Below are 23531 nucleotides of genomic sequence, written 5' to 3' on the forward strand. Positions count from 1 at the left end.
TCGACGAAAGCGCTTTGCAAAGGGTAAGAAGGGTTAAAAACCTAACCGGCACAAATAAAATCCTAAGGTATCTGACCAAAGAAGAAATAGAAGTCTTAATCTCAAACTGTCCGCCGCATTTAAAACCGATAGTTTTAGTGGCTTTAAATACCGGTATGCGTAAATCGGAAATCCTGCACTTGACATGGGACAGGGTGGATTTAAAAAACAGATTAATTTTACTCGACAGGACAAAAAACGGCGAAAGGCGGGAAATACCGATGAATAATTTAACGGTTAAACTATTTAGCTCTTTGCCGAGGCATCTGCGCGTTCCTTACGTATTTTATAATAATAAACAAAAGCCTTACAAGAACGTTACGGAAGGGTTTCAAAGCGCGTTAAAAAAGTCCGGCATAAAGAATTTCAGGTTCCACGATTTGAGGCATACGTTTGCTTCGATACTCGTTATGGCGGGAGTCGATATTAGCTCGGTTTCGGAACTGCTCGGGCATACGAGCATTAAGATGACGCAAAGATATGCCCACCTGTCGCCTGCGCACCTGAGAAAAGCCGTAGATATTTTTGAAAATGTCACATTTTTGTCACAGTTTGAGGAAAAGGGAAAAGTTGAAGATTTATAAGTTGCTGATTTTATTTATTAAAACGGAAGGAAATTAGGCTGCCCTATTGACGTAGCTTATTCCATAGATATGTTTGTTAATGCTGTATTCGTTAAACTGCTTGGTTTTAGACCGCTGATAATGCACGCGGTTCCGGTCTTTTTATATGCCGTTTTTATTTTAACCGCTTATTTTTATATTCCGCGTGAAAAAGACGAAGTAAACGGCAACGCCGGCTTAATATTTTAAACCGGCTTATTTTTATTCATAATTTTTTTGGTATTTCCTTCAAGAGGTTTGGCATTCTGGGCGCTTCAGGAAGGTACGCATCTTTCCGCCGTTATCGTTTCTCTTTTAGTTTTCCTATTAATTAATAAATTTTTAAAAACGGCTTCGCGTTTATCTTATTTATTTTTAGCAGCGGCTTTTATAGTTTTAACCGCCGGTTTTGCAAACGATAACGTAAACGTCGTAATTTGCGGAGTTCCGCTTGTCGTTTTAAGCATTGTTTTTATCGTTAAAGAGATTAGCAAAATTGAAAAAAGTCGAAATTATAATTATCATAATATACGCAGATATATGTTTATAATTTTATCGGTAATGGCGGCTTATCTGCTTAAAGAATTAATTTTTTTCGCAATTAAATCCGCAGGCGGATTTACGACGGTTCCTTCGGGACTTGCCATAGCTTTCGTCCGTTTAAAATTTTTCCCAAAAAACTTTTATTTTTATATAAACGGAATGTTAAATCTTTTAGGAATAAAAGTATTCGGCAGATATCTTTTTTCTTTAAAAACATTTATAGAAATTTTTAAAATTACCGGTTTGATTATATTGATTTACGGAATTAAAAGCGCCGTTAAAAAAGCAAAAAAATTAAACGAAGAATATTTTTTAGATTTATTGCTTTTAGGCGGAATGCTATTTATGTCTTTAGGTTTTTTAATGAGTCAAATTCCTATACATAAGGCTTCTTCACGATATTTAACGCCGGTAGCCGTTTTTGGATTTATTCTCGCCGTAAGAAACTTTAGATACGTAATAAACGGCTTTATGAAAAATAAAACCGTAAAACCTCTTCTTTTAAAAATTTCGGCAGCCTTCGTTTTTACGATTTACGCCGCTTCTTTTACGTTAAATTCATTAGCCGTTATTCCTAAAAGCCCCGTAAGACCTTTGGGAAAGTGGCTGATAAGCCATAATTTGACATACGGTTACGGAAGTTATTGGGATAGTTCTATAATTACGCTTGAAACAAGAAATAAAGTAAAAGTCAGGCAGTTAATAGAGCGCAGCAACGGAATAGTTCCTTACAGATGGCTGTGCAATAAGAATTGGTATAAGAAGAAAGGATTTTTTGTAATTTATACGGAACATTTTATATGGTTTAACAGGCAGTCCGTAATAAAAGCATTCGGCAAACCTTCAAAAATTTATATAGAAGATTTTCAAGGGACGCTCGGCAAAGCTTACGGAAGGTCAAGCGGAAGCGGAACGCTCGCTCCGTACGTAATAATGGTTTATAAAAACGGGATTATGCCGTAAAAGCATCAGATTTATTTTTCCGATTTATCGTCTATCGTCCTATAAAATGCAGCGTTACCAAAACACCGAGTACCGCAGTTAAAACGCCGAGTACCGACAATATTACGGTAAATCCGAAGGTGAGTCTTTTATCCAAAGCATCTATCTTGGCTTCAAATTTTTCGCTCTGCGCTTTAAATCCTGCGTCCATTTTATCGTTTAGATTTTTAATTTCGTTTTCTTTAAGGCTGATTATTTCAAAGTCTATTTTATTATCGAGCTCCTGAAATTTAGTTTCTATTTTATTATCGAGCTCCTGAAATTTAGTTTCTATTTTATTATCGAGCTCCTGAAATTTAGTTTCTATTTTATTATCGAGCTCCTGAAATTTAGTTTCTATTTTAGCGTCAAGCCTATCGACTTCAGGTGTTATCTTACTTTCAAGCCTGCTGACTTCTGTTTCTATTTTATCGTCAAGCCTCGAAATTTCGGAACCTAATCTATCGGATAAAGTCTCTATTTGGGTCTGGAGGGAATTAAACTTTTCGGTGAAAAGCTTCTCCTGACCGTCGAACCTGCTGTCAAAATATTTTTCGGGAGATATAGCCATGCTCATATTCATATAATCTTCGCTTTTTTTAATTTCTTCCATCGTTTATTTCTCCTTTTATTATAACACCTAAACTAAATTTTTCAATATTTATAAAATATATAATCATAAATATAATAACACGGCTATTGTTACAGGATTATGACAAATTAGTTACAAATATATTAAATTTATGTTACATTTAGGTTAAAAAAAGCAAAAAAGGTGCCAGTTTTATTCACTCCGGCTGACATAAAAGCTTCGCTAAAGTAAATTAAAAAATTAAAGGCGTTTATTTATTCCCTGTTTTTTGTCGAGATATAATTAATTAAATTTAAAATTTTACTTTAATATTTGCGCTTGAAATTGTATTGAACGGTTTAAATCCATATGTGGTTATCGTCTGATAATCGATTTCATACTCTAACACGAGGTATAAATTTCTTTCTATTCTGGTGGATAATTCGCTGAAAGAACTATAAGAATCGCCTCCCTTGTTTGCTATATACGCGGTTAGTTTTTCTTTAAATTTTAAATTTTTATTTATTTTATAATAATATTTGGCGTCGAAAATCGACGAGAAGCTTCCGTAGTATTGTCCGTCTATAATTTTTTCTTGTCTTAGTCCGGGTCCTAATTCTAAAAAAATATTTGAATTATCAGATATTTTATATTTTACGCCGGCGCCTATATTTTCGTTAATTACATATTCAAAGCCGGTAGATATGTTTCTGTCGTATCTTTCCTTGCCAAAAAAATAAAGCCAATTATTAAATTTATATTTTGAATATTCCTGTAAAACCAATCTTAAATAGCTAAGTTCGCTGTACGCCTCTATATAGGTATAATTAAATCTGAATACATGCCGCCATTTAGATTTTTTGTCAATATATTTTATATAATTTCTAGTATTTAAACTTATCGACGGAATCGTCCCCGTAGTGTTAGACAGACCTAAACTAAGACCTATTTTAATATTTTTGAATGAATTTATAGCGAAAACATTTTTAACGGGTATTAAATTAAACAACGAAAAATTAAATATAGTCAGAATTACCGTGAATATAGCCAGAATTCGCCCATATTTATTATGCAAACATATATATTTAATTTTTAAACTTATTTTTCTTAATAAATGCAATAAAAAATTTTTGAAGTTTTATAATTTAATTATTTTTTTATTGTAAAAATTTGCTTATTTTTGCCCTCGTATTTTCGTCGGCCTTTCCTAATCCTTCTTTTATAAATTTCATGTCGCGCTCCGCTAAATCTTTAGGAAGCGATGAAGAAACGCTCATCCTTAGTTTTAAAAAAGCTTTTAAAGTTTCGTCGTCTAAACTTGAGGCAAGTTTTAAATTGGTTATGCATAGATTTAAATATTGGGAATCGGATGCTTTTTCCGCCATTTCTTTTACGAGCTCTTTTAGTACGGCCGTTTTTTCGGCATCGGACATTGAAAGCATCGTTTTGAATAATTCCTGCATAGTCTTTTCCCTATCAGAATCGTTTAGAGAAGCTATTTTTAAAATATCAATTTTTTCCATAAATTAAACCTCCAATTTTTTTAAAATTTTTTGATAAATCATTTTTAAATTTAATAAATATATTATATCATATTTAACTTATGTTAGCGACATTTTAGACGAATTATATTTTAATTGCAGGTAGATAAAGAGAAAAAAGGTGTCAGATTTATTTATTCTCTTACTCCCGACTGCGTTTGACGCGATCGGGAGTTTTTGTTTTAACTATTATTTTAAATTTTTCAATAAAGAAGCCGCTAATTGATGAATTAAAGGATTTTATAAAAAAGGAAGCTATAATATCCGACAATAGAAAGATTAAATACCTTGAACCGTTTTAAATTTTATCAGAAGGAATAAATAAATCTTATACCTTTTTTATTTTTTATTTTTTGTTTTTGCCTTTTTTGAAATTTGATTATTTCGTTAAACAGTGATATAAATGTAATATTAAAAGTTTAATGATGTATTAAGTAAAAGAGGTATTCAATGCTTACTATAACTAAAGAAGATATAAAAAATATATTTTATGCCAATTTATTTTACGAGATTCATAAAACAGAAGAAATCATTTCTCTTTTCAAAAAAAAATACGGGAAAAATTTTGAAGAATTTGAGAAGGACGCAAAAAACGGCAAAGAAAATTTTGAGATATGGGATGACTATATAGAATGGAAGGCATATAAAAAAACATTGGAAAAACTTAAAAAAGATGAAAAGGATTTATCGAGTGGAAATATTAGATTGCCTCAATAAATCAAAATCGATAAAAAGTTATGAAATTTTAGATTTCAAATCATTTGAAAACGGTTTTTATATAAAAATTAAAGCTATTATCATCAATAATACTGAACTATTTATCAGGGAATATACGGACGAAAAGGAAAGAAGCTATTCTTATCACTGGCAGGACGAAAATAAAAACTTGATATTAAGATGGGATAATGCGCCGCATCATAGTCGCATCGTAACTTTTCCTCATCACAAACACGTAAAGGAAAAAGTCAAAGAAAATTTTAATATAGATTGTTTTTCCATTATAAAAGAAATCTCCTCTCTAATTTAGAATTAAGTACAAAAAGGTGTCAGGTACAAAACAAAAAAGGTGTAAGATTTATTTCACTCCGGCGGGCATAAAAGCTTCGCTTTCATAAGCGCCCGCCTCCGTATCTTACTCCCGACTGTGTTTGCTGTGGTCGGGAGTTTTATCTTTATAAAAAAAGGTGTCAAATTTATTTATTCCCGCGTTCTTGGAAAAATAATAATGAGAGGGAATTATTTGTCTTGCAAAAAATCCGTTTATATTATATCCTTATAACAAGGAGATAAGAAATTATGCTTGCAAAAAAAACATCTAAAAATCAGATTACTCTGCCTAAAGAAATAGCTTTAAAATTTCAAGGTGTGGATTATTTTGATATTAAAAAAGACGATAATAAAATTATTTTGATTCCCGTAAAAATTTCTCCCGCCGATACAACCCTTAACGGTATTAGAGATAAAATGGAAAAACTTGGAATTACCGAAAATGATATAAAAGGCGGGATAAAATGGGCAAGAAGCGGAAAGTAAAAAAGGTTGTTTTAGATACCAACGTAATACTATCCGCTCTGCTTTTTAAGGGCAAATTGTCTAAAATCGTCGAATTATGGGAAAACGGATCATTTATTCCATTAATTTCAAAAGAAATTTTCAAAGAATTGCAAAGAACATTAGAATACCCGAAATTTCACCTTACAAAAAACGAAACATTTCTAGTTATCAATGATTATATTTTACCGTATTTTGAAGTTGTAGATGTTGCCGAACCGCTTAATAATGTTTGCCGCGACGAAGACGACGATAAGTTTCTTTCCTGCGCTATTTCGGGAGACTCCGATTTAATAGTTAGCGGAGATATGGATTTACTCTCTTTAAAATCTTATAAAGACGTAAAAATTATTACCCCCTCTGAGTTTTTGAGCATATGTAAAATTTAACTAATTTGTTGATAGTAGTCAACAAATTTAATACTATCTTTTATATGTTGCATAATAATGGCGTCATAATAATGGTGAATAAAGGCGTCTGATTTTATTTTTTTACTCCCGACTGCGTTTGTTGTGGTCGGGAGTTTTTGTTTTATTTAATAGTGGCATACTTTATATCTCCTTGCTTTACTTTTTGACAGATATATTATTAAATAATATAATAAAAATATATATATTAAAATCAAATTATAAAAATGCCCGAGATTAGTAGATTTTTTGGAATTATTATATCTATATTCTACGACGACCATAATCCGCCGCATTTTCATGCAAGATACGGCGATTATGACGCTCTTATAAAAATAGAAGATTTTGCGGTTATAAAAGGACATTTGCCTCCAAGGGCGTTAGGGCTTGTTGTTGAATGGGCGAATATTCATAAAAATGAACTTATGGAAAATTGGAAAATGGCAGTAGAAAATAAAAGTCTTTTTCAGATAGAACCCTTAAAATAACTAAAACGAGGGATTAATTATGTATTACGATATTAAGGAAGCTAAACATATCGATAGATATAAATTGGAAATAACATTCGCAGACGGAAAACGAGGCATTGTGGATCTGGAAGATTATATAAAAAAAGGCGGAGTATTTAAGAGGTTTTCCGATTTTAATTATTTTTTAAAATTTTATATAGATAAAGAACTTTTTGTTTTATCATGGCCTGACGGATTGGACATTGCACCGGAATCAGTTTATGATAAGATATCGGAGCATGTCGGGTCTTCCGTATAAACGAAAAATAAATAAAAAATAAAAGGGAAATAAAAGGCAATAATAGAATTAAAGGCGTCGGATTTATTTAAAATTAAAGGCGTCGGATTTAAGCTTATTTTAAACTAACCCTGATCTTTTTACTTCTTCGAGATACATCAAGGCGCTGGTATTCATTTCGAGGACGTCGGAAAACAAAGCGGAAGGATTTATTTTTTTAAGCAGGGTTTCCGCCGAATTATAATCGGCCGCGTTATACGCGTCCATAAATTCCGCCAGTTCGCCAACCTTTCCCTTATGTTCTACCAACGCTTCATAAATAACAGGATCGATAGTAATTTTATCGAACAGTTCTTTAATTGAAATCCCAAGAGCGACGTTTACCAAAGAAAGCATTCCCGCCAAAAACGCTTTATCGGCAAGCGCTTTGTTTATATATTTTTTACATATGTCTTCCATCATCCTGCCTTTTATCACGGCGCTTTCCAATAAAGGGTCAGACCTGAAATCGCTTTTCTTGGAAGCAAGAACAATCGTAAGTATCCATCTCGATACGTTATCGTATCCCAAAAGAGCTATAGCCTGTTTTACCGAAGATATTTTTGCCATAAATTCATAAGCTACCGAATTTATAAGCGCAAGCAGGCGGTATATAAGGTCGGGAGCCATTTTAAAAAGGGATTCTATTTCTTCTATATCGGCATTAGCCTGAAAAGAATTAAATATATTAAGAAGTATTACATAATCCGGGTCTAAAGTTACCGAAGAAACTATAGACGGTTTTTGAAAAAAATAGCCCTGAAAAAGGTCGAAGCCGAGACCTTTGTAAAAATGAAAATCTTCGTCTGTTTCAACTTTCGACGAAATTAATTTCGCACCGTAGCCTTTAAGGAGCATTAGCATTTCTTTTACTTCGGACTTCGAGTATTGCTTTGAATCCAGCTTAATGTAATCCGCCGTTTCAAGAAGCGGCTCCCATGCTTCGTCGTACGTGAAATTGTTTAAAGATATTCTAAAACCCTTGCTTTTAAATTCTTTTATTACGGAAACGGCATTGCCGTCAATAGTGCTTGTTTCCAGAATTTCAAGCACGATTTTATCTTTCGGCAAAAGTCCTATCATGTCTTTTTGTAAAATATCTGGGGTTAAGTTTATAAATGCCGGATTTTCTCCCATAAGCGCTTTTAACCCCATATCGTAAATATTTTCAAGGACGTTAGCGGTAGCGCTTAAATTATCCGACACCGATACGCCGGACAAATTTTCTTCGGCGGCGCTTCTGAACAGTATTTCGTAACCGAATATGCTTTTGTCGGCGGTTATGATAGGCTGTCTGCCTATAAAAATAGCTTTATCCACTTTTTCTCGACCACGGATTTATTTATATATTTATGATTTAATTTAAGTTAATCTATCGTAATTTATTCATTTATATAATACTGTTAAGTATAAGTCAATAAAAATATCTATAAATTTATAAAGAATTTTATAAAAACCTTATATCCGCGTTAATCTATTTCTAAAATTAAACATATTAAAACATGCTTAAATCGAGAGATTTATGTTTTGGATATTTTGCGGTAAATGCGGCAAAGCGGTAAAATAAACTTGATTTTTTTTGTTTAATTTATAATAATTATAAAATGGACTAGGCGGCCGCCGGATAAAAATCCGGATAAAAAAGCAAGATAAATTTAGAGGTGCAATAATTATAATTATGAATAATTCAGAAATCAAGAAGACGCCGTTATACAGCGAACATGCTAAAATGGGAGCAAAAATAGTCGAATTTGCGGGCTTTTACATGCCTCTTTATTATAAAAGCATAATCGAAGAGCATTTAAACGTCCGAAAAAATTCGGGTATTTTCGATATAAGCCATATGGGAGAAATAACTATAAAAGGCAAAGACGCTTCCTCTTTCGTCGATTACGTCTTCACGGCAGACGTTTCAAAAATAGGGAGCGGAGAGATAGTATATTCGTTAATTCTTAACGAAAAAGGCGGAATTATCGACGACGTTACCGTTTTTAAGTTTTCCGACGACGAATATACGGCGGTAGTGAATGCGTCAAATACGCAGAAGGATTTTGCATGGATTCGTCACGTGCAGAACGAATTTCAAAAAAAAGGCAAGGACGTCGCAGTGCAAAATATAAGCGACGAGATAGGACTTCTTTCCGTTCAGGGACCAAAATCCAGGGATTTGATATATCCTCTTATAAGCGAAGTCGTTAAAATTGGAAAATGCGGATTATTCGATTTTAAGTTCCAGCCTAAGAATATCAAAGATTTAAAACATTTTGAATTCGGCTGTGCGATATTTAAAGACGTAAACGTTGAAGCGATGATATCCAGAAGCGGCTATACCGGCGAGTTCGGGTTTGAAATATTCATACCTGCCGAAAAAACGGTTGTTTTATGGAATTATCTTCTGCAAAACTCCAATCTGTCCAATCTTCTTCCAGTCGGTCTCGGAGCAAGAGATACTTTAAGGTTTGAAGCGGCGCTTCCCCTTTACGGACACGAACTCGACGAAACTATAAACCCTTATGACGCAGGTCTTGAAAAGTATCTTTCGGACGCAAAAGATTTTATAGGAAAAGAGGCTCTAAAAAATATTAAAAACAAAGAAAAAAGATTGATTTTCTTTAAACTTTCCGGCAAACAGATTCCAAGACATTCGCAGAGAATACTCGACGAAAATCTTAAGCCTATCGGCTGTATCGCAAGCGGAACATACAGTCCTTCAAACAAATTTCCAATAGGAAGCGCTTATATTTCCGATGCCGGAGTAAATCTTTCATACCTGAAAAATTTTTTCATAGATATCAGGGGAAATTTTGAAAAAGCCGAAGTCGTGTCTCCGCCTTTCCATAAAAATCTCAAAACCGGCAATTCAAAATAAAAGCAATTAGAAATAAAAAAGCAAGAGCAAGATTATAATAATATAATAATACATAATAATGCTATAAAATATCATATTAAACTAAGGGGTTAAAAATGATTAAAAGCGGGTCGTTTTATTTCTCTAAATCGCACGAATGGGTAAGCAAAGGTTCCAATAATAAATATCGCATAGGTATTTCCGATTTTGCGCAGTCGGAACTCGGCGACGTAGTTTACGTTTCTCTTCCGGAGGTTGGAAAAACTTATAAAAAAGACGCAAAAATAGGAGAAATAGAATCCGTTAAGTCGGTTTCGGAAATTTACGCTCCTGTTGACCTTAAAATAATTTCCGTAAATTCTAAATTAAACGATACTCCCGAACTTATAAATCAGGATCCTAAAGGAGACGGCTTTATAGCTGAAGTCGAGATATCTAACGACTCGGATGCAGAAGGGTTAATGGACGAAGGTAAATATAAGACGTTTGCGGAATCTTCACATCATGAATAATTTCCGCTACTTTCCTAATTCAAAAAAAGATATTGCAAAATTATACCGTTTTTTAGGCATTAAAGATAAAAAAGAGCTTTTCAAAAAAATACTGGGAGATATTCCTTTAATCAGCGACGGCGATTTGTCGGATATTCTTAATGACGGTATAGATGAAAATGCTTTATGGAGGATATTTTCGGATATCGACGGCGTTATTCCGTCAAAAAATAAAACCGCCGTTTTTTCCGGCGGAGGAATTTACAATCATTTTGTTCCGTCGGTTATAGACAGTCTTATATCGAGGTCGGAATTTTATACCCCTTATACTCCGTATCAGCCGGAAGTAAGCCAGGGCACGCTTTTTGCTCTTTTTGAATTTCAGTCGTTCATTGCAGAAATACTCGGTATGGACGTGGTAAACGCATCTATGTACGACGGAGCGGAAAGCCTTGCTGAAGCGGTATTGACTTCCTTAAGGCTGTCGTCGGCAAACCGCGATATACCGGCAAACCATAACGACGACGCGGTATTCGTTTCCGAAGGAGTAAACCCGGATTATTATTCCGTTATTAAAACTTTTACGGGCGGAACCGGCGTAAAAATAGAAAAAATAAAGTTAAACGCCGAAACCGGACGGACGGAAATATCGGACTTAAAACAAAAGCTTTCGAACGGAAGCGGCAGAGTGCCGGCAGTAGTTATTCAACAGCCGAATTATTACGGAGTAATAGAAGATTTAGAATCTCTCGAAAAAATTATACATTCGACTGCCGAATCAAATTCGGAACATACTCCGTATTTTATAGTCTCATCCACGGAGCCGTACAGTTTCGGCATAATTAATCCCCCCGGATTCTATAACGCCGATATTTTTGCCGGAGAAGGGAATTCATTCGGTAACTATATGAATTTCGGCGGACCGCTTTTAGGTCTTTTTGCGGCAAAAAAAGAATACGTCAGACAGATGCCGGGAAGAATCGTCGGTAAAACTAAAGACGGTAATAATAGAGACGCTTACGCCTTTATTCTTTCGACGAGGGAACAGCATATAAGAAGGGGCGCCGCAACGTCCAATATTTGCACCAACAGTTCTTTAAACGCCGTCAGGGCGGCAATATATCTTTCTTTATGTTCTAAAAGCGGATTTAAAGATATAGCATTATTAAATCTTAAACTTGCTCATATATTGAGAGATGAATTATTAAAGACGGGTTTATTTAAACCGCTTTACGACGGAGATTTTTTTAACGAATTTTCCCTGAAATTAAAGGCTAATAAAAATGAACATAATAAAAAACTTGATAATAAAACTACCGCGTCGGAATTTATAGAAAAAATGGCGGCAAGAGATATTATAGCCGGTATAGCCCTTTCGGAGAACGCCGTTTTAATATCCGCCACCGAAAATATCCGTTTAAGCGATATCGAAAAATACGCAAAAAATGCAAAAGAGGTTTTAAATGGCTAAATTTCCCGGAATAAAAGGTATTTTTTTTGACGAAGACCCTCTGATAGAGCAAAGTTCTAAAGGGGTAAACGGTATCGGAATACCCGATTGCGGCTTAAAAAAATCCGATTTAAGAAAAGACGGAAGCGCATATATAGATTCTAAATATATCAGAAAAAATACCCCCGGACTTCCCGAAGTATCGGAACCCTCGGTAGTAAGGCATTTTACCAGACTGTCGGCATGGAATATGTGCGTAGATACAGTTTTTTACCCGCTTGGTTCCTGCACCATGAAGTATAATCCAAAAATAAACGAAAAAATAGCGTCCCTTGAAAATATTAAAAACCTTCATCCTTTAACTCCGGCAAATTTAATTCAGCCGATTTTAAAAATAGTTTACGATTTTAACGATATTTTATGCGGGCTTACCGGACTTGCGGAATTCAGTTTCGCTCCTCAGGCAGGTGCGGCGGGCGAGTTTGCGGGACTTAAAGTTATCAAAAAATATTTTGAGTTAAAAGGCGAAAACAGAAAAACCATATTGATTCCGGACAGTTCTCACGGCACTAATCCTGCAAGTTCGGTTCTTGCGGGATTCACTCCCGTAGAAATTAAAACAGGAAAAGCGGGAACGCTCGACGCCGAAGAATTAAAAAAGTTTATCTCAAAAGACGTCGCCGGAATTATGATAACCAATCCGAACACTTTCGGCGTTTTTGAAAAAGACATAAAAAAAATTGCCGAAATTATGCATAAAAACGGCTCTTTTGTTTATATGGACGGCGCAAACTTTAACGCTTTTCTTGGAAATGTAAAAGTTTCCGATATGGGAATAGACCTGATACAGCTTAATCTTCATAAAACTTTTTCTACTCCTCACGGAGGAGGCGGACCCGGAAGCGGTGCGCTCGGCGTCGTAGAATCTTTAAGGGAATTCCTTCCCGTTCCTTATATTAAGAAAACCGCCGCCGTTACGAATAACGGAAAAAAAACATCGAATTACGATAAAAATTTTGACGCCGAAAATCAGCTTTACGAGCTGTCCGAAGACAGGAAGAATTCTATAGGTAAAATGACGCCTTTTTTATGCAATTTTGCCGTGTTAATAAGGGCATACGCCTATCTTCTTTCATTAGGGCGGGATAATATAGGTTCCGTTAGCGAAATTGCCGTGCTTAACGCGAATTACGTCAAGAAAAAACTCGGCAAAATACTATCCGGTTCGGACCCTTTTGAAGAAGGGTTGTGCATGCACGAATGCGTTTTTAGCGATAAATCGATTGAAGAAAGCGGAATATCCACTATAGAACTTGCTAAGATTTTAATAGATTACGGTTTTCATCCTCCAACGGTTTATTTTCCGAAAAATATACACGGAGCTATTATGATAGAGCCTACCGAAACCGAATCGATAAGAACTTTGGATAATTTTATAAAAGCGGTAAAAGAGATAAAACTTAAGACTAAAAAGTCTAAAGCGTCTAAGTCGCCGCAAAAAACTAAGGTCGGCAGGGTTAATGAAGTCCTCGCAAATAAACAGCCTATATTTAAGTATTGATAAAATTTCGCTTCTATTAATAAATTATGTTATCGTATTTATGGTATAATTAATATAAATATATGCCGCCTTTTAAATATTTTATAATGATTATAAACATGCGTAAACAATAATTTAATTAGAAAAAGGTGTCAGATTAATTTTACGCAACTTCTTTTATCGTTAATTGTTTCTTTTCGTATGCGTAAAATAAAATCTGACACCTTTTTCAGAAAAATAGTTTAATTTCGTCGAGGTAAAATTATATGAACGTGAATTTTAAAGAAGTTAATTTTGAAGCCGCCGACGGCGGCGATATATACGGTTCTTTATTCGGTTCCTATCCGGATACGGTAATTCTTGCCCACGGCAGAGTTTTTAATAAAGAAAGTTATTACGACCTCTGCGACGTGTTGTTAAAGAACAAAATATCTTCCCTGACGTTTGATTTCAGGGGATACGGAAATTCAAAAGAAGGAAGTGCCGGATTAAATGCATACGGCGAAGACATTATAGGAGCGATTAAATTTATGCAGGGATTAGATTTCGTGAAAAATATTTCTTTGTTGGGTTCGAGCATGGGAGGAGCGGCGATTTTAAACGCGTCTAAACTTTATAAGCCTTCGGAAATAAAATCTGTAATAGCTTTATCGCCGGTATATACCGAGGGAATAGATTTTATAGACGTTCCAATCCACTATATAGGCTCGAAAGAAGAAAAGTTTGCCGACGGCATTAAAAAAATGTATGCAATGACTAAATCTTCCAAAACCGTTCATTTTTTCAACGGTTCGGCGCATGCGCAGAATATTTTTGCGACTGAAGCCAAAGAGGAGCTAATTTCTTTAATTATTTCCTACGTTAAAGAGGGAAATTCAAGCGCGGTAAAAGCGTAAACGGCAAACTAAGCAAACCGATAAATTATGCCCGCTATTATTTTCGTTTTTTTGGTTATATTGTTGCAGAGGGCCAATACCAACCTTATACAGTCTATTAATCCGCTGTTTGTAAGATACGTTCTCGATAAAAATCTTTTTTACGTCGGAATTACCACGGCTGTTTATGCATTAAGCACTCTTTCCGTAAGGTATCTTGTAAGCATACGGATCAAGCCGCAGGCAGTTTCAAAGTTCGTAATAGCCGGACTTATATTGTTTTCGGCTGCGATACTCGGATATTTTTTTTCGACGGATTATGCCGAATTTTTAATATTCGTAGTAATATCCGGTTTTGCTACGGCGATAATAATGCCTTTTCTTTTGTCTTTAGTCCATTTAGTTTCGGATAAATCCGAAATAGAAAAAAATCTTACCATATATTCTTTAATGCTAAGTCTTGCGCTTGTTTTCGGACCGCTTTTAAGTTCCGCCCTGCTTACCGTTCTGCCTATACGATGGATTTATATCATGCTTAGCATTTTCGGGATAACCGCATTTTTATTTGCGCTGAAAATTCATTTAAAGAGCAAAAGCGTAATCAAAGAGAAACTTGGTGAAAAACCCGATGTTCAAGATTTAAATAAAAATTCCCAAAAATCTGCTAAAAGCGGTTCTATCTCTTCATTATTTAAAAACCGTGGATTTCTGGAAGTAATTTTCTATAATACTTCTTTTAGTATAGCCTTTGCTTCGGTAGTAGCCCTCGGCGGGGTATTCGCAAGAAATAATTTTCATCTTAAATATTTTGAAATAACTCTTTTATTTTCCCTTTTTTTTATTTCGTCTCTTATAACCAGATTAATTCTGCTTTATTTTACTAAAAAAGCCAATATAAAAAATAAAACTAAAATTTTAAATATATCAATACTTATATCTGTTCTGTCTTTTGCCTTGATGGTATTTTCAAAAAATATCGGTTTTTACGCATTCGCGCTAATAATATTCGGAATACCGCATGCGCTTATTTTCCCCATAGGAACTATGAGGATATCCGAAACCGTCGATATGAAAGATATGGTGGCCGCCAATACCATATATCAGTCAAATTTCGACTTGGGCGGCATAATAGGACCGTTTTTTCTTTCCTATATAGCGGGCATTTATTCTATAAGGTTTGTTTTCGGTATAATAACCGTTTTCCTTATAGCGGTTTTTGCGGCGGGTAAATATATTAAACAATAAATTATTTTGCATTTTTTACAAAAATTGTATAAAATAACTTAATTTTTCGACATTCAAATTACAAATTAAATTATAAAATTATTTAAAATGGAAGAACTGAAAAAATTAAGAAAAGAGATAGACGATATCGACAGAAATTTAGTCGAACTTCTTAACAAAAGAGGAAAAATTGCCCTGAAAGTCGGGCATATTAAATCGTCGAACAACAAGGCATACTACAATCCGTCAAGAGAAGGAGAGGTTTACAGGAACGTAATAAGCTATAACGAAGGGCCGTTAAAAGACGAACACCTTCAGAGTATTTTCAGGGAAATAATCTCAGCGTGCATTTCGGTTGAAGCGGGTATAAGAATAAGCTATTTCGGTCCCGAAGGAACGTTTACGCACCTTGCGGCGATAAAAAGGTTCGGCACTTCAAGGATGTTAATGCCCGTAAAAACCATCCCGGAGGTTTTTAATTCCGTTTCCAAAGGTCTTTCCGAATACGGCGTCGTTCCGGTGGAAAACACTATCGAGGGAATGGTGAACGCTACGTTCGATATGTTCGTAAACTCCGACGTGACGATAATAGGCGAAGAAGTTATTCCCATAAGCCATTTTCTTTTTTCGAAAGAAAACGATATTAAAAATATTAAAAAAATATATTCCCATCCTCAGGCTTTCGGGCAGTGCAGGAATTTTCTGGAAGAAAATTTTAAAAACGCAGAGCTTATAGATGCTTTTTCGACGGCAGACGCCTGTATTATGGCGTTTAACGAAAAAGGCGCTGCGGCTATAGCTTCGGAAGCGGCGGGCAGAATTTACGGTTTAAACGTTCTTTTGCCGCATATAGAAGATTTCAGCAATAATTTTACAAGATTTTTAATCATTTCAAACGGCGAGAAAACCCATAAAACCGGCAACGATAAAACTTCTATTTTATTTTCTATAAAAAATTCGGTCGGAGCTCTTTTTAAAATATTGAAGCCTTTCTATGAAAACGAAATCAACATTACGAAAATAGAATCCAGACCGTCTAAAAAGTATAACTGGGATTATCTGTTTTTTATAGACGTAACATGCCACGAATCCGACGAAAAATTGAAAAAAGCTTTAAAATCCATCGAGGAATATACTATATTCGTTAAAATTCTCGGTTCGTACGAATCTGCCGCAAAAAATATATAAGCAATAAAAAAAATAAAAATATGCCGAATAAACTAAAAGAAAATTTAGAAAATAACGTTTTCGTCTATACCTCTGAATTATCGCCGGAAAGAGGCGCAGACCTTTCAAAAATGAAAGATAATTACGGTTTGCTTAAAGACATAATTACGGCTTTCAATATTACCGACAATCAGGGAGCAAATATGAAAATGTCGTCTCTTGCCGGTTCTATTTATATAAAACAGAACGGAGGAGAGCCTATTTTTCAGCAGACGTGCAGGGACAGAAACCGCATGGCTTTAGAATCCGACCTGCTTGGCGCCGCGGCATTCGGAGTGCAGAACGTTCTTGCCTTAACGGGCGACTATATTTCGTTCGGCGACCATAAACATGCAAAAGCCGTTTACGATATCGACTCCGTTAATTTAATAGAAATAATAAAAGGGCTTAATGCCGGAACGGACATGAACGGCAATAAGCTTAACGGCCGTACTAATTTCTATATAGGAGCCGCCGTTAACCCTGAGTCGGAGCCGTTAGAACCTCAGCTTATAAAATTTGAAAAAAAAATTAGCGCAGGATGCGATTTTTTTCAGACTCAGGCCGTTTTCGACGTAAACAAGTATGCAAAATTTTACGATTTTTATAAAAGTTTTAAAGAAATAAAAATTATCGCCGGAATTTATATACTCAAATCGGCTAAAACCGCACGCTATATGAATAAATTTATTCCCGGAATTTACATTACCGACGAGATTATAAACGAACTCGAAAACGCCTCCGACCCTCTGAAGAAAGGTATCGAAATTGCCGCAAGAACCGCAAAAGAACTTAAACCTTTGGTTCACGGAATACACGTTATGGCTTTCGGTATCGAAGATAAAATACCGCTTTTTTTACGGAATATGCTTGACATTTAGGGTTTAAAAAGTGTATAATTTTTAAAACACCGATATAAAAATTTTAAAAAAGGAAAAAATATATTATGATGAAAGAAATCAGAATACACGGCAGAGGCGGACAGGGTTCTGTTACTATGGCATCCATACTCGCCCTCAGTTTTTTCGACGACGGAAATTACTGTCAGGCATTTCCTTCTTTCGGTTCCGAAAGAACCGGCGCTCCCGTTCAGGCTTTTGCCAGATTTTCGGATAAACCTATCAGGACGAGGCATCAGATATACGAACCTGATTTCGTTATAGTTCAGGATATAACCCTTCTTAAATCGGTTCCGGTTTACAAAGGCATTAAAGACAGCGGCAAAATTCTTATAAATTCGGAAGCGCCCGTAAAAGACGTAATAAACGAACTCGGCGGAATTAAAGAAGATACGGTAGTAATGTTTCCGGCTTTAAAAATAGCTATGAAGATTTTAAACAAGCCTATAGTAAATACGACTTTGCTCGGCGCATTTTCCGCATTAAGCGGCGTCGTTTCCATAGATTCGGTAAAAAAAGAAATAGAAAACAGATTCGGTTCAAAATTGGGCAAGTTAAATGCCGAAGCGGCGCAGACAGCTTATAACTATATAAAAGGAGATAAAAGTGGATTTTAAGGTCGGAATAATTTCTATGCCGGGCGCGGCGCTTTCCAACAAAACAGGTTCCTTTGCCAACGAAACTCCGGTATTTAAGCATAAAACATGTACGGGATGCAATCTCTGTATATATTTCTGTCCGGAAGGCGTTATTTACGGCGATAAAAAAACTAAAATTTACGATTTCGATCCGGATTACTGCAAAGGATGCGGAATTTGCGCCGAAGAATGTCCGGTCGACGATATAGAAATGGTGCTTGTCGAAAAATAATTTTAAAAGTGGACGTTAATAAATAAACTTAAACGGTGGATATAATATGAAACAAGTTTTGGAAGGTTCAATGGCTATAGCGGACGGGGTCAGAATGGCGGAACCGCATGTTATCTCGGCTTATCCGATTACTCCGCAGACGCACATAGTCGAACATCTCTCTCAAATGGTTGCCGACGGCGACTTAAAAGCGGAATTTATCATGGTTGAAAGCGAACATTCCGCCGCTTCCGTAGTTCTCGGCGCCAGCGCTTGCGGAGTAAGGACATATACCGCAACGGCGGCGCAGGGCTTGCTGTATATGGAAGAAGTAATTTATAATATTGCGGGTATGAGGCTTCCCGTCGTTATGACGTTAGCCAACAGGGCGATTTCGGCGCCGATAAATATATGGAACGATATGCAGGACGCTATGGCTATAAGAGATACGGGTGCAATTATGCTCGTAGCCGAGAATAACCAGGAAGCCTACGACATGCATATACAGGCTTTTAAAATAGCCGAAAACAGGGACGTTATGCTTCCGGTAATAGTAAACGTGGACGGTTTTGTATTAACCCATACTTTTGAAGTAGTAGAAACCATAGACGGCATCGATAAAGTAAAAGAATACCTTCCTCCTATTAATATGGAATACAAATTAGACGTCGAAAATCCTTATTCTTTCGGTACGCTCGGAGAGCCTTCGGTTTATATGGAATCGAGATACAATATGTATAACGCGATGAAATATTCCGCCGGCGTAATCACAGACGCCGCAAAAGAATTTAAGGATATGTTCGGCAGATTTTACGGAGGATTGACGGACGCTTACAAAATGGACGACGCTCAGACCGTAATAGTCGCCATGGGTTCGGTTCTAGGCACTATAAAAGACGTAGTGGACGAGTTAAGGGAATCCGGAAAAAAAATCGGCGTTCTTAAAGTCCGTTCATTCAGGCCGTTTCCCGAAGAAGAAATCGTCAATGCCCTGAAAAACGTTAAAAACGTTATAGTAATAGAAAAGGCTACTTGTCCGGGAAAAGGCGGAATTCTTTCCGTAGAAATAAGAGATTCGCTGTTCAAGCATAAAATCAATACGGTAAACGTAAACGGCTATACTATAGGTCTCGGCGGCAGGGATATTACGCCTAAAAATATAAAAGACCTGGTCGAAAGAGCCGAAAAAGAAGAAAACGTCGACGGCGAATTTATAGGGCTGTCGCAGCAGTATCTATAAGAAGAAACATCAAGAATTATTAAAGTACCTAATAAATCGGTTTGCGGCAGCGTCGGTTGAGGCTAAAAGCAAAAGCAGACAGAATAAAAATATCAATAAAACAATAAATTAAAAAATAGGAATATAAACCATGCTGACGAAAGAAGAAACTCATAACGAACTTTTTACCATGGGTCATACGGGCTGTTCGGGATGCGCCCAGTCTATGAGCGTAAAGCTTATAATGGAAATTCTCGGCAAGAACACGATAGCGACTAGCGCTACGGGATGCCTTGAGGTCTTTTCGACCCGCTGGCCGGAATCTTCGTGGAAAATTCCGTGGATACATTCCTTATTTGAAAATTCTGCTGCGGTGGCATCGGGAATAGAAGCCGCGCTTAAATATATGGGTAAAAAAGACGAAATTACGGTTATTGCCCAGGGCGGAGACGGCGGAACGGCAGATATAGGACTTCAGGCTTTAAGCGGAATGTTTGAAAGAAATCATGACGTTTTATACATATGCTACGATAACGGCGCATACATGAATACCGGTTATCAGAGAAGCGGTTTAACGCCTTTAGATGCATATACTACGACCAGTCCTTCGGGAAAGCAGTCGTTCGGAAATAACAGGCCTAAAAAATATATGCCGGAAATTGCGATGGCGCACAGAATTCCGTACACGGCAGTTTCGTCTGCCGGTTACCCTATGGACCTTCAGAAAAAGGTTAAAAAAGCTATGGCTATAAAGGGCACAAAATATTTACAGGTCGACGTTCCGTGCGTTCCGGGATGGAAATACGAGCCGAAATATTCGGTAAAACTTGCTCAGCTTGCGGTTCAGACCGGACTTTATCCGTTGTTCGAAGCGGAATACGATAAAATAATTTCGGTAAAAAAAATAAGCAAGAAAGTTCCCGTAGAGGAATATCTTAAATTGCAGGGAAGATTTAAACACTTGTTTAAAGACGAAGCCGGCAGGGCAGAAATTGAAAAAATTCAAAAAATAGCTGACGATAATATCGAGCGTTTTGGATTAATGTAATGATTTCCGATAATTCCGATATCCAAAAAAAGATAATCGACGGAAGGCTTATTGCAAAAAATATAGAATCTTCCATATCGGAAAAAGTAATCAAGTTAAAGAAAAACGGTATAGTTCCGGCTATCGCAGTAATATTAGTAGGCGATAATCCGGCTTCCGAAGTTTACGTCCGAAATAAAGATATTGCGGCGAAAAGATGCGGAATATTATCTAAAAAAGATATTTACCCCGCATCTTTAACCGAAAAAGAGCTTTTGAACAAAATCGACGAATTAAACAACGATCCATTAATTCACGGTATTCTGGTACAACTTCCGCTTCCCCCTCACATAGACGAAAAAAAAATAATGGAAGCCATTAATCCTTCCAAAGACGTGGACGGATTTCATCCTTTAAACGTCGGTAAAATTTTCACCGAAAACGCCGCTTTTTATCCCTGCACCCCGTACGGTATATTAAAAATGCTGGATTTTTACGATATTTCCGTTAAAGGAAAAAACTGCGTCATTATAGGACAGAGCAACATTGTCGGCAAGCCTCTTGCCATTATGCTTATGAACAGGTATGCAACCGTTTCTTCTTTAAATATTTTTACCAAAGACGTAAAATCTATAGCTTCTAAAGCCGACGTTTTAATATCGGCTACCGGAAAGGCGCATCTTGTTGACGATGAATACGTAAAAGATGGTGCCGTAGTGATAGACGTAGGCATTTCAAATATAAACGGAAAACTTTGCGGAGACGTAAATTTTGAAAAAGTCGTAAATAAAGTTTCAAAAATAACGCCGGTACCGGGCGGCGTAGGACCGCTGACGGTCGCCGTTTTAATGGAAAATACAGTAAAATCGGCTTCGGTGAAATCCGATATTAAATGAAAAAAAAATAATAAAAAAATTAATAAAAAAGACCTGCAAATATAAACAGAAATTAATAATATATAAATTATAAATTATAAATTATAAATCATAGATTATGATAGTATCTAAACAAAAAGATTTAGACGATATATTAAAAAAAATCAGAGGCTCGGTTTTTATTTTCGGCTGCGGTATATGTTCCGATACTTCCAGAACCGGAGGACCGAAAGAAGTTGAAGCAATGTCGAAAATTTTAACCGACCGGAATATTACAGTCGAAGGAACATACGTTATAGACGCAATGTGCCATATCCAGAAAGTAAGAAAAGCGGTAAGAGATAATAAAGACGTTTTATTTAAAGCGCAGTCCGTTCTGGTTCTTTCATGCGGCAGCGGAGTGCAGTCCGCCGTATCTGCTCTGCCTGAAAATATAAAAGTCGTTTCCGGCGTTGACACAATGTTTCTGGGAAATATCGAAAATCTTTCGTCGCTTAAAGAGATGTGTTCTTTATGCGGCAGCTGCGTGCTAAACGAAACAGGCGGAATATGCCCCGTAACCCTCTGCCCTAAAGGCCTGCTGAACGGACCTTGCGGCGGCATGAAAAATTATAAATGCGAAATAGACGAAAGCATGGATTGCGCTTGGGTAAGAATATACGAAAGGTCGATAGTCCAAAACACGCTCGAAGATATCAAAAAAACGGCAAAGCCTAAAGACTATTCGGTTAAAAAACCCGCCGCTACGCTTAAATTTACCGGTTCGCATAAATAAAATATAACTAATCTCGCTTTAATATTAATAATATAAAAATAAAAGGGACGGAATTTTTTATGAAAAGTTTTAACGTAAAAGCGCCGGATTATATTTATAAAATAAATCCTTACATTCCGGGAAAACCCATAGAAGAAGTCGAAAGAGAAAAAGGGATTAAAAATATAGTCAAACTTGCGTCGAACGAAAACCCGCTCGGTCCTTCTCCTTTGGCTTTAAAAGCAATTAAGTCCGCGCTTAAAAACTTAAACAGATATCCCGACGGTTCCGGTTTTTATTTAAAACAGGAATTAGTTAAATTTTTTTCTAACTGCGGCAAGCTTGCTTCCGAAAATTTTATACTGGGAAACGGTTCAAACGAACTTATAGATATCGCGGTCAGGACGTTTTGCGAAAGAGACGAAAATATAGTATCGCCTTTTCCGTCTTTCGTGGCGTATTATCTTGCCGGCGAACAGCTTGGAATAAAATTAAAAATAAGCAAACTAAAAGATTACGCTCTCGATTTAGACGATATGTATAAACTTATCGACGCAAAAACAAAAGTAGTTTTTATATCTAACCCTAATAATCCTACCGGAACGTTTTATTCTAACGATAAAATTATAAATTTTATAAAAAAGATTAAAGACGACGTTTTAATCATAGTCGATGAAGCGTACATAGAATATATAGGCAGGTCTCTTGCCGAAGACGTAAGCGTATCCGATTTTCCCAACGTTTTGATTCTTCGCACTTTTTCCAAGGTTTACGGACTTGCCGGACTAAGGATAGGCTACGGAATAGGGCATAAAGATTTAATTTCGCTAATGGACAGGGTAAGAGAGCCTTTTAACGTAAATTCTCTTTCTTTGGCCGCAGCCGCGGCGGCTTTAAACGATGCAGAATATCTAAAAAAAGTTATAACGACCAACGAAACCGAAAAGAAATATCTTTACGGCGAATTTAAAAAAGCCGGATTAGAGTTCATCGAAACCGGAGCGAATTTTATACTCGTGAAATTAAAAGGGCGAAAAGCAGCCGAAACGGCGGAAAAATTTTTGGAAGCGGGCGTTATAATAAGACCTATGGACAGATTCGGCTATGCCGATATGGTTAGAATTACCATAGGGACGCACAAAGAAAACGTTAAATTCGTTAAAGCATTGCTTTAATCCAGCATAAAACAAAAAACATTTTGGATATATTATAATGATTAGAAAAAAACTTGCAATAAAAATGAAGAAAAAGGT

Annotated in this window: 27 protein-coding genes; 23 read left to right on the forward strand and 4 right to left on the reverse strand. The window is 36.1% G+C overall.

Translation table 11 applies throughout. From position 1 onward, the window contains the following. The coding region (locus EVJ48_05930; protein RZV38808.1) for a site-specific integrase at window positions 1-623 on the forward strand (623 nt) is incomplete at its 5' end. 276 nt (window positions 624-899) lie between these two features. Then, window positions 900-2147: a hypothetical protein gene (locus tag EVJ48_05935; protein RZV38809.1), complete on the forward strand. Its 1248-nt coding sequence runs from the start codon at window positions 900-902 to the stop codon at window positions 2145-2147. A 31-nt stretch (window positions 2148-2178) separates the two neighbouring features. Here EVJ48_05935 and EVJ48_05940 read toward each other — a convergent pair whose 3' ends face one another. The 3 genes from EVJ48_05940 to EVJ48_05950 all read right to left on the reverse strand — a co-directional run bounded on the left by EVJ48_05940 (window position 2179) and on the right by EVJ48_05950 (window position 4259). Then, window positions 2179-2778 (reverse strand): hypothetical protein, encoded by a 600-nt coding sequence (locus EVJ48_05940; protein ID RZV38810.1) that lies wholly within the window; start codon window positions 2776-2778, stop codon window positions 2179-2181. A 271-nt stretch (window positions 2779-3049) separates the two neighbouring features. Beyond that, window positions 3050-3856, reverse strand: coding sequence for a DUF481 domain-containing protein (locus EVJ48_05945; protein ID RZV38811.1), 807 nt, complete (start codon window positions 3854-3856; stop codon window positions 3050-3052). Window positions 3857-3893: 37 nt separating this feature from the next. Then, window positions 3894-4259 carry a dehydrogenase gene (locus tag EVJ48_05950; GenBank protein ID RZV38812.1) on the reverse strand — a complete coding sequence of 122 codons (366 nt, stop codon included), beginning with the start codon at window positions 4257-4259 and terminating at the stop codon, window positions 3894-3896. Window positions 4260-4727: 468 nt separating this feature from the next. On the opposite strand from EVJ48_05950, the gene EVJ48_05955 reads away from it, so the two are divergent. From EVJ48_05955 to EVJ48_05980, 6 genes are all read left to right on the forward strand, one after another. After that, complete coding sequence (locus EVJ48_05955; GenBank protein ID RZV38813.1) at window positions 4728-4994, forward strand: hypothetical protein; 267 nt, start codon at window positions 4728-4730, stop codon at window positions 4992-4994. Continuing rightward, window positions 4969-5304, forward strand: a complete 336-nt coding sequence (locus EVJ48_05960) for a hypothetical protein (GenBank protein ID RZV38814.1) — start codon at window positions 4969-4971, stop codon at window positions 5302-5304. The genes EVJ48_05955 and EVJ48_05960 overlap by 26 nt, the downstream gene beginning before the upstream one ends. A 269-nt stretch (window positions 5305-5573) precedes the next feature. Then, on the forward strand, window positions 5574-5810 hold the full coding sequence (locus EVJ48_05965) for an AbrB/MazE/SpoVT family DNA-binding domain-containing protein (protein RZV38815.1): 237 nt from the start codon (window positions 5574-5576) through the stop codon (window positions 5808-5810). Beyond that, complete coding sequence (locus EVJ48_05970; GenBank protein RZV38816.1) at window positions 5789-6217, forward strand: putative toxin-antitoxin system toxin component, PIN family; 429 nt, start codon at window positions 5789-5791, stop codon at window positions 6215-6217. The genes EVJ48_05965 and EVJ48_05970 overlap by 22 nt, the downstream gene beginning before the upstream one ends. Before the next feature lie 245 nt (window positions 6218-6462). After that, entirely contained in the window at window positions 6463-6723 is a 261-nt protein-coding gene (locus EVJ48_05975) for a DUF4160 domain-containing protein (protein ID RZV38817.1), read from the forward strand. Between the two features lie 19 nt (window positions 6724-6742). Continuing rightward, window positions 6743-7003, forward strand: a complete 261-nt coding sequence (locus EVJ48_05980; protein RZV38818.1) for a DUF2442 domain-containing protein — start codon at window positions 6743-6745, stop codon at window positions 7001-7003. A 99-nt stretch (window positions 7004-7102) separates the two neighbouring features. Here the strand turns inward: EVJ48_05980 and EVJ48_05985 are convergent, their stop codons facing one another. Next, window positions 7103-8341 (reverse strand): HDOD domain-containing protein, encoded by a 1239-nt coding sequence (locus EVJ48_05985; GenBank protein RZV38819.1) that lies wholly within the window; start codon window positions 8339-8341, stop codon window positions 7103-7105. A gap of 358 nt (window positions 8342-8699) precedes the next feature. Here EVJ48_05985 and gcvT point away from each other — a divergent pair, with 358 nt between their 5' ends. The 15 genes from gcvT (at window position 8700) to EVJ48_06060 (ending at window position 23453) form a co-directional block, all read left to right on the forward strand. Then, on the forward strand, window positions 8700-9890 hold the full coding sequence (gene gcvT / locus EVJ48_05990) for a glycine cleavage system aminomethyltransferase GcvT (protein ID RZV38820.1): 1191 nt from the start codon (window positions 8700-8702) through the stop codon (window positions 9888-9890). Between the two features lie 95 nt (window positions 9891-9985). Next, window positions 9986-10381 (forward strand): glycine cleavage system protein GcvH, encoded by a 396-nt coding sequence (gene gcvH / locus EVJ48_05995; protein RZV38821.1) that lies wholly within the window; start codon window positions 9986-9988, stop codon window positions 10379-10381. After that, on the forward strand, window positions 10374-11831 hold the full coding sequence (locus tag EVJ48_06000) for an aminomethyl-transferring glycine dehydrogenase subunit GcvPA (GenBank protein RZV38822.1): 1458 nt from the start codon (window positions 10374-10376) through the stop codon (window positions 11829-11831). Before gcvH ends, EVJ48_06000 begins: the two co-directional genes overlap by 8 nt. Beyond that, window positions 11824-13371, forward strand: a complete 1548-nt coding sequence (locus EVJ48_06005) for a glycine dehydrogenase subunit 2 (GenBank protein ID RZV38823.1) — start codon at window positions 11824-11826, stop codon at window positions 13369-13371. The genes EVJ48_06000 and EVJ48_06005 overlap by 8 nt, the downstream gene beginning before the upstream one ends. Window positions 13372-13616: 245 nt before the next feature. Beyond that, the gene (locus EVJ48_06010; GenBank protein RZV38824.1) at window positions 13617-14246 is read left to right on the forward strand and encodes an alpha/beta fold hydrolase; all 630 of its coding nucleotides are present in this window, start codon (window positions 13617-13619) and stop codon (window positions 14244-14246) included. Between the two features lie 27 nt (window positions 14247-14273). Then, on the forward strand, window positions 14274-15470 hold the full coding sequence (locus EVJ48_06015; protein ID RZV38825.1) for an MFS transporter: 1197 nt from the start codon (window positions 14274-14276) through the stop codon (window positions 15468-15470). A gap of 87 nt (window positions 15471-15557) precedes the next feature. Then, window positions 15558-16637, forward strand: coding sequence for a prephenate dehydratase (pheA, locus tag EVJ48_06020; GenBank protein RZV38826.1), 1080 nt, complete (start codon window positions 15558-15560; stop codon window positions 16635-16637). Between the two features lie 20 nt (window positions 16638-16657). After that, on the forward strand, window positions 16658-17536 hold the full coding sequence (locus tag EVJ48_06025) for a 5,10-methylenetetrahydrofolate reductase (GenBank protein ID RZV38827.1): 879 nt from the start codon (window positions 16658-16660) through the stop codon (window positions 17534-17536). Window positions 17537-17604: 68 nt separating this feature from the next. Continuing rightward, the gene (locus EVJ48_06030; protein ID RZV38868.1) at window positions 17605-18171 is read left to right on the forward strand and encodes a pyruvate ferredoxin oxidoreductase subunit gamma; all 567 of its coding nucleotides are present in this window, start codon (window positions 17605-17607) and stop codon (window positions 18169-18171) included. Between the two features lie 16 nt (window positions 18172-18187). Next, entirely contained in the window at window positions 18188-18424 is a 237-nt protein-coding gene (locus EVJ48_06035; GenBank protein ID RZV38869.1) for a 4Fe-4S dicluster domain-containing protein, read from the forward strand. A 46-nt stretch (window positions 18425-18470) separates the two neighbouring features. Next, the gene (gene porA / locus EVJ48_06040; protein RZV38828.1) at window positions 18471-19643 is read left to right on the forward strand and encodes a pyruvate ferredoxin oxidoreductase; all 1173 of its coding nucleotides are present in this window, start codon (window positions 18471-18473) and stop codon (window positions 19641-19643) included. Window positions 19644-19773: 130 nt separating this feature from the next. Then, window positions 19774-20670, forward strand: a complete 897-nt coding sequence (locus EVJ48_06045; GenBank protein RZV38829.1) for a pyruvate ferredoxin oxidoreductase — start codon at window positions 19774-19776, stop codon at window positions 20668-20670. Beyond that, on the forward strand, window positions 20670-21545 hold the full coding sequence (locus EVJ48_06050) for a bifunctional methylenetetrahydrofolate dehydrogenase/methenyltetrahydrofolate cyclohydrolase (GenBank protein RZV38830.1): 876 nt from the start codon (window positions 20670-20672) through the stop codon (window positions 21543-21545). Before EVJ48_06045 ends, EVJ48_06050 begins: the two co-directional genes overlap by 1 nt. 97 nt (window positions 21546-21642) lie before the next feature. Beyond that, window positions 21643-22299, forward strand: a complete 657-nt coding sequence (locus tag EVJ48_06055) for a 5,10-methylenetetrahydrofolate reductase (protein ID RZV38831.1) — start codon at window positions 21643-21645, stop codon at window positions 22297-22299. Between the two features lie 59 nt (window positions 22300-22358). Next, entirely contained in the window at window positions 22359-23453 is a 1095-nt protein-coding gene (locus EVJ48_06060) for a histidinol-phosphate transaminase (GenBank protein RZV38832.1), read from the forward strand. Window positions 23454-23531: the final 78 nt, after the last annotated feature.

It is taken from the genome of Candidatus Acidulodesulfobacterium acidiphilum, from assembly GCA_008534395.1.
Classification (GTDB): domain Bacteria; phylum SZUA-79; class SZUA-79; order Acidulodesulfobacterales; family Acidulodesulfobacteraceae; genus Acidulodesulfobacterium_A; species Acidulodesulfobacterium_A acidiphilum.

Excerpts from the sequence above, each read along its gene's own strand:
- EVJ48_05940 (RZV38810.1), bottom strand. The coding sequence starts at position 2,778 with ATGGAAGAAATTAAAAAAAGCGAAGATTATATGAATATGAGCATGGCT.
- EVJ48_05950 (RZV38812.1), bottom strand. The coding sequence starts at position 4,259 with ATGGAAAAAATTGATATTTTAAAAATAGCTTCTCTAAACGATTCTGAT.
- EVJ48_05955 (RZV38813.1), top strand. The coding sequence starts at position 4,728 with ATGCTTACTATAACTAAAGAAGATATAAAAAATATATTTTATGCCAAT.
- EVJ48_05965 (RZV38815.1), top strand. The coding sequence starts at position 5,574 with ATGCTTGCAAAAAAAACATCTAAAAATCAGATTACTCTGCCTAAAGAA.
- EVJ48_05970 (RZV38816.1), top strand. The coding sequence starts at position 5,789 with ATGGGCAAGAAGCGGAAAGTAAAAAAGGTTGTTTTAGATACCAACGTA.
- EVJ48_05975 (RZV38817.1), top strand. The coding sequence starts at position 6,463 with ATGCCCGAGATTAGTAGATTTTTTGGAATTATTATATCTATATTCTAC.
- EVJ48_05980 (RZV38818.1), top strand. The coding sequence starts at position 6,743 with ATGTATTACGATATTAAGGAAGCTAAACATATCGATAGATATAAATTG.
- gcvT (RZV38820.1), top strand. The coding sequence starts at position 8,700 with ATGAATAATTCAGAAATCAAGAAGACGCCGTTATACAGCGAACATGCT.
- gcvH (RZV38821.1), top strand. The coding sequence starts at position 9,986 with ATGATTAAAAGCGGGTCGTTTTATTTCTCTAAATCGCACGAATGGGTA.
- EVJ48_06000 (RZV38822.1), top strand. The coding sequence starts at position 10,374 with ATGAATAATTTCCGCTACTTTCCTAATTCAAAAAAAGATATTGCAAAA.
- EVJ48_06005 (RZV38823.1), top strand. The coding sequence starts at position 11,824 with ATGGCTAAATTTCCCGGAATAAAAGGTATTTTTTTTGACGAAGACCCT.
- EVJ48_06010 (RZV38824.1), top strand. The coding sequence starts at position 13,617 with ATGAACGTGAATTTTAAAGAAGTTAATTTTGAAGCCGCCGACGGCGGC.
- EVJ48_06015 (RZV38825.1), top strand. The coding sequence starts at position 14,274 with ATGCCCGCTATTATTTTCGTTTTTTTGGTTATATTGTTGCAGAGGGCC.
- pheA (RZV38826.1), top strand. The coding sequence starts at position 15,558 with ATGGAAGAACTGAAAAAATTAAGAAAAGAGATAGACGATATCGACAGA.
- EVJ48_06025 (RZV38827.1), top strand. The coding sequence starts at position 16,658 with ATGCCGAATAAACTAAAAGAAAATTTAGAAAATAACGTTTTCGTCTAT.
- EVJ48_06030 (RZV38868.1), top strand. The coding sequence starts at position 17,605 with ATGAAAGAAATCAGAATACACGGCAGAGGCGGACAGGGTTCTGTTACT.
- EVJ48_06035 (RZV38869.1), top strand. The coding sequence starts at position 18,188 with ATGCCGGGCGCGGCGCTTTCCAACAAAACAGGTTCCTTTGCCAACGAA.
- porA (RZV38828.1), top strand. The coding sequence starts at position 18,471 with ATGAAACAAGTTTTGGAAGGTTCAATGGCTATAGCGGACGGGGTCAGA.
- EVJ48_06045 (RZV38829.1), top strand. The coding sequence starts at position 19,774 with ATGCTGACGAAAGAAGAAACTCATAACGAACTTTTTACCATGGGTCAT.
- EVJ48_06050 (RZV38830.1), top strand. The coding sequence starts at position 20,670 with ATGATTTCCGATAATTCCGATATCCAAAAAAAGATAATCGACGGAAGG.
- EVJ48_06055 (RZV38831.1), top strand. The coding sequence starts at position 21,643 with ATGATAGTATCTAAACAAAAAGATTTAGACGATATATTAAAAAAAATC.
- EVJ48_06060 (RZV38832.1), top strand. The coding sequence starts at position 22,359 with ATGAAAAGTTTTAACGTAAAAGCGCCGGATTATATTTATAAAATAAAT.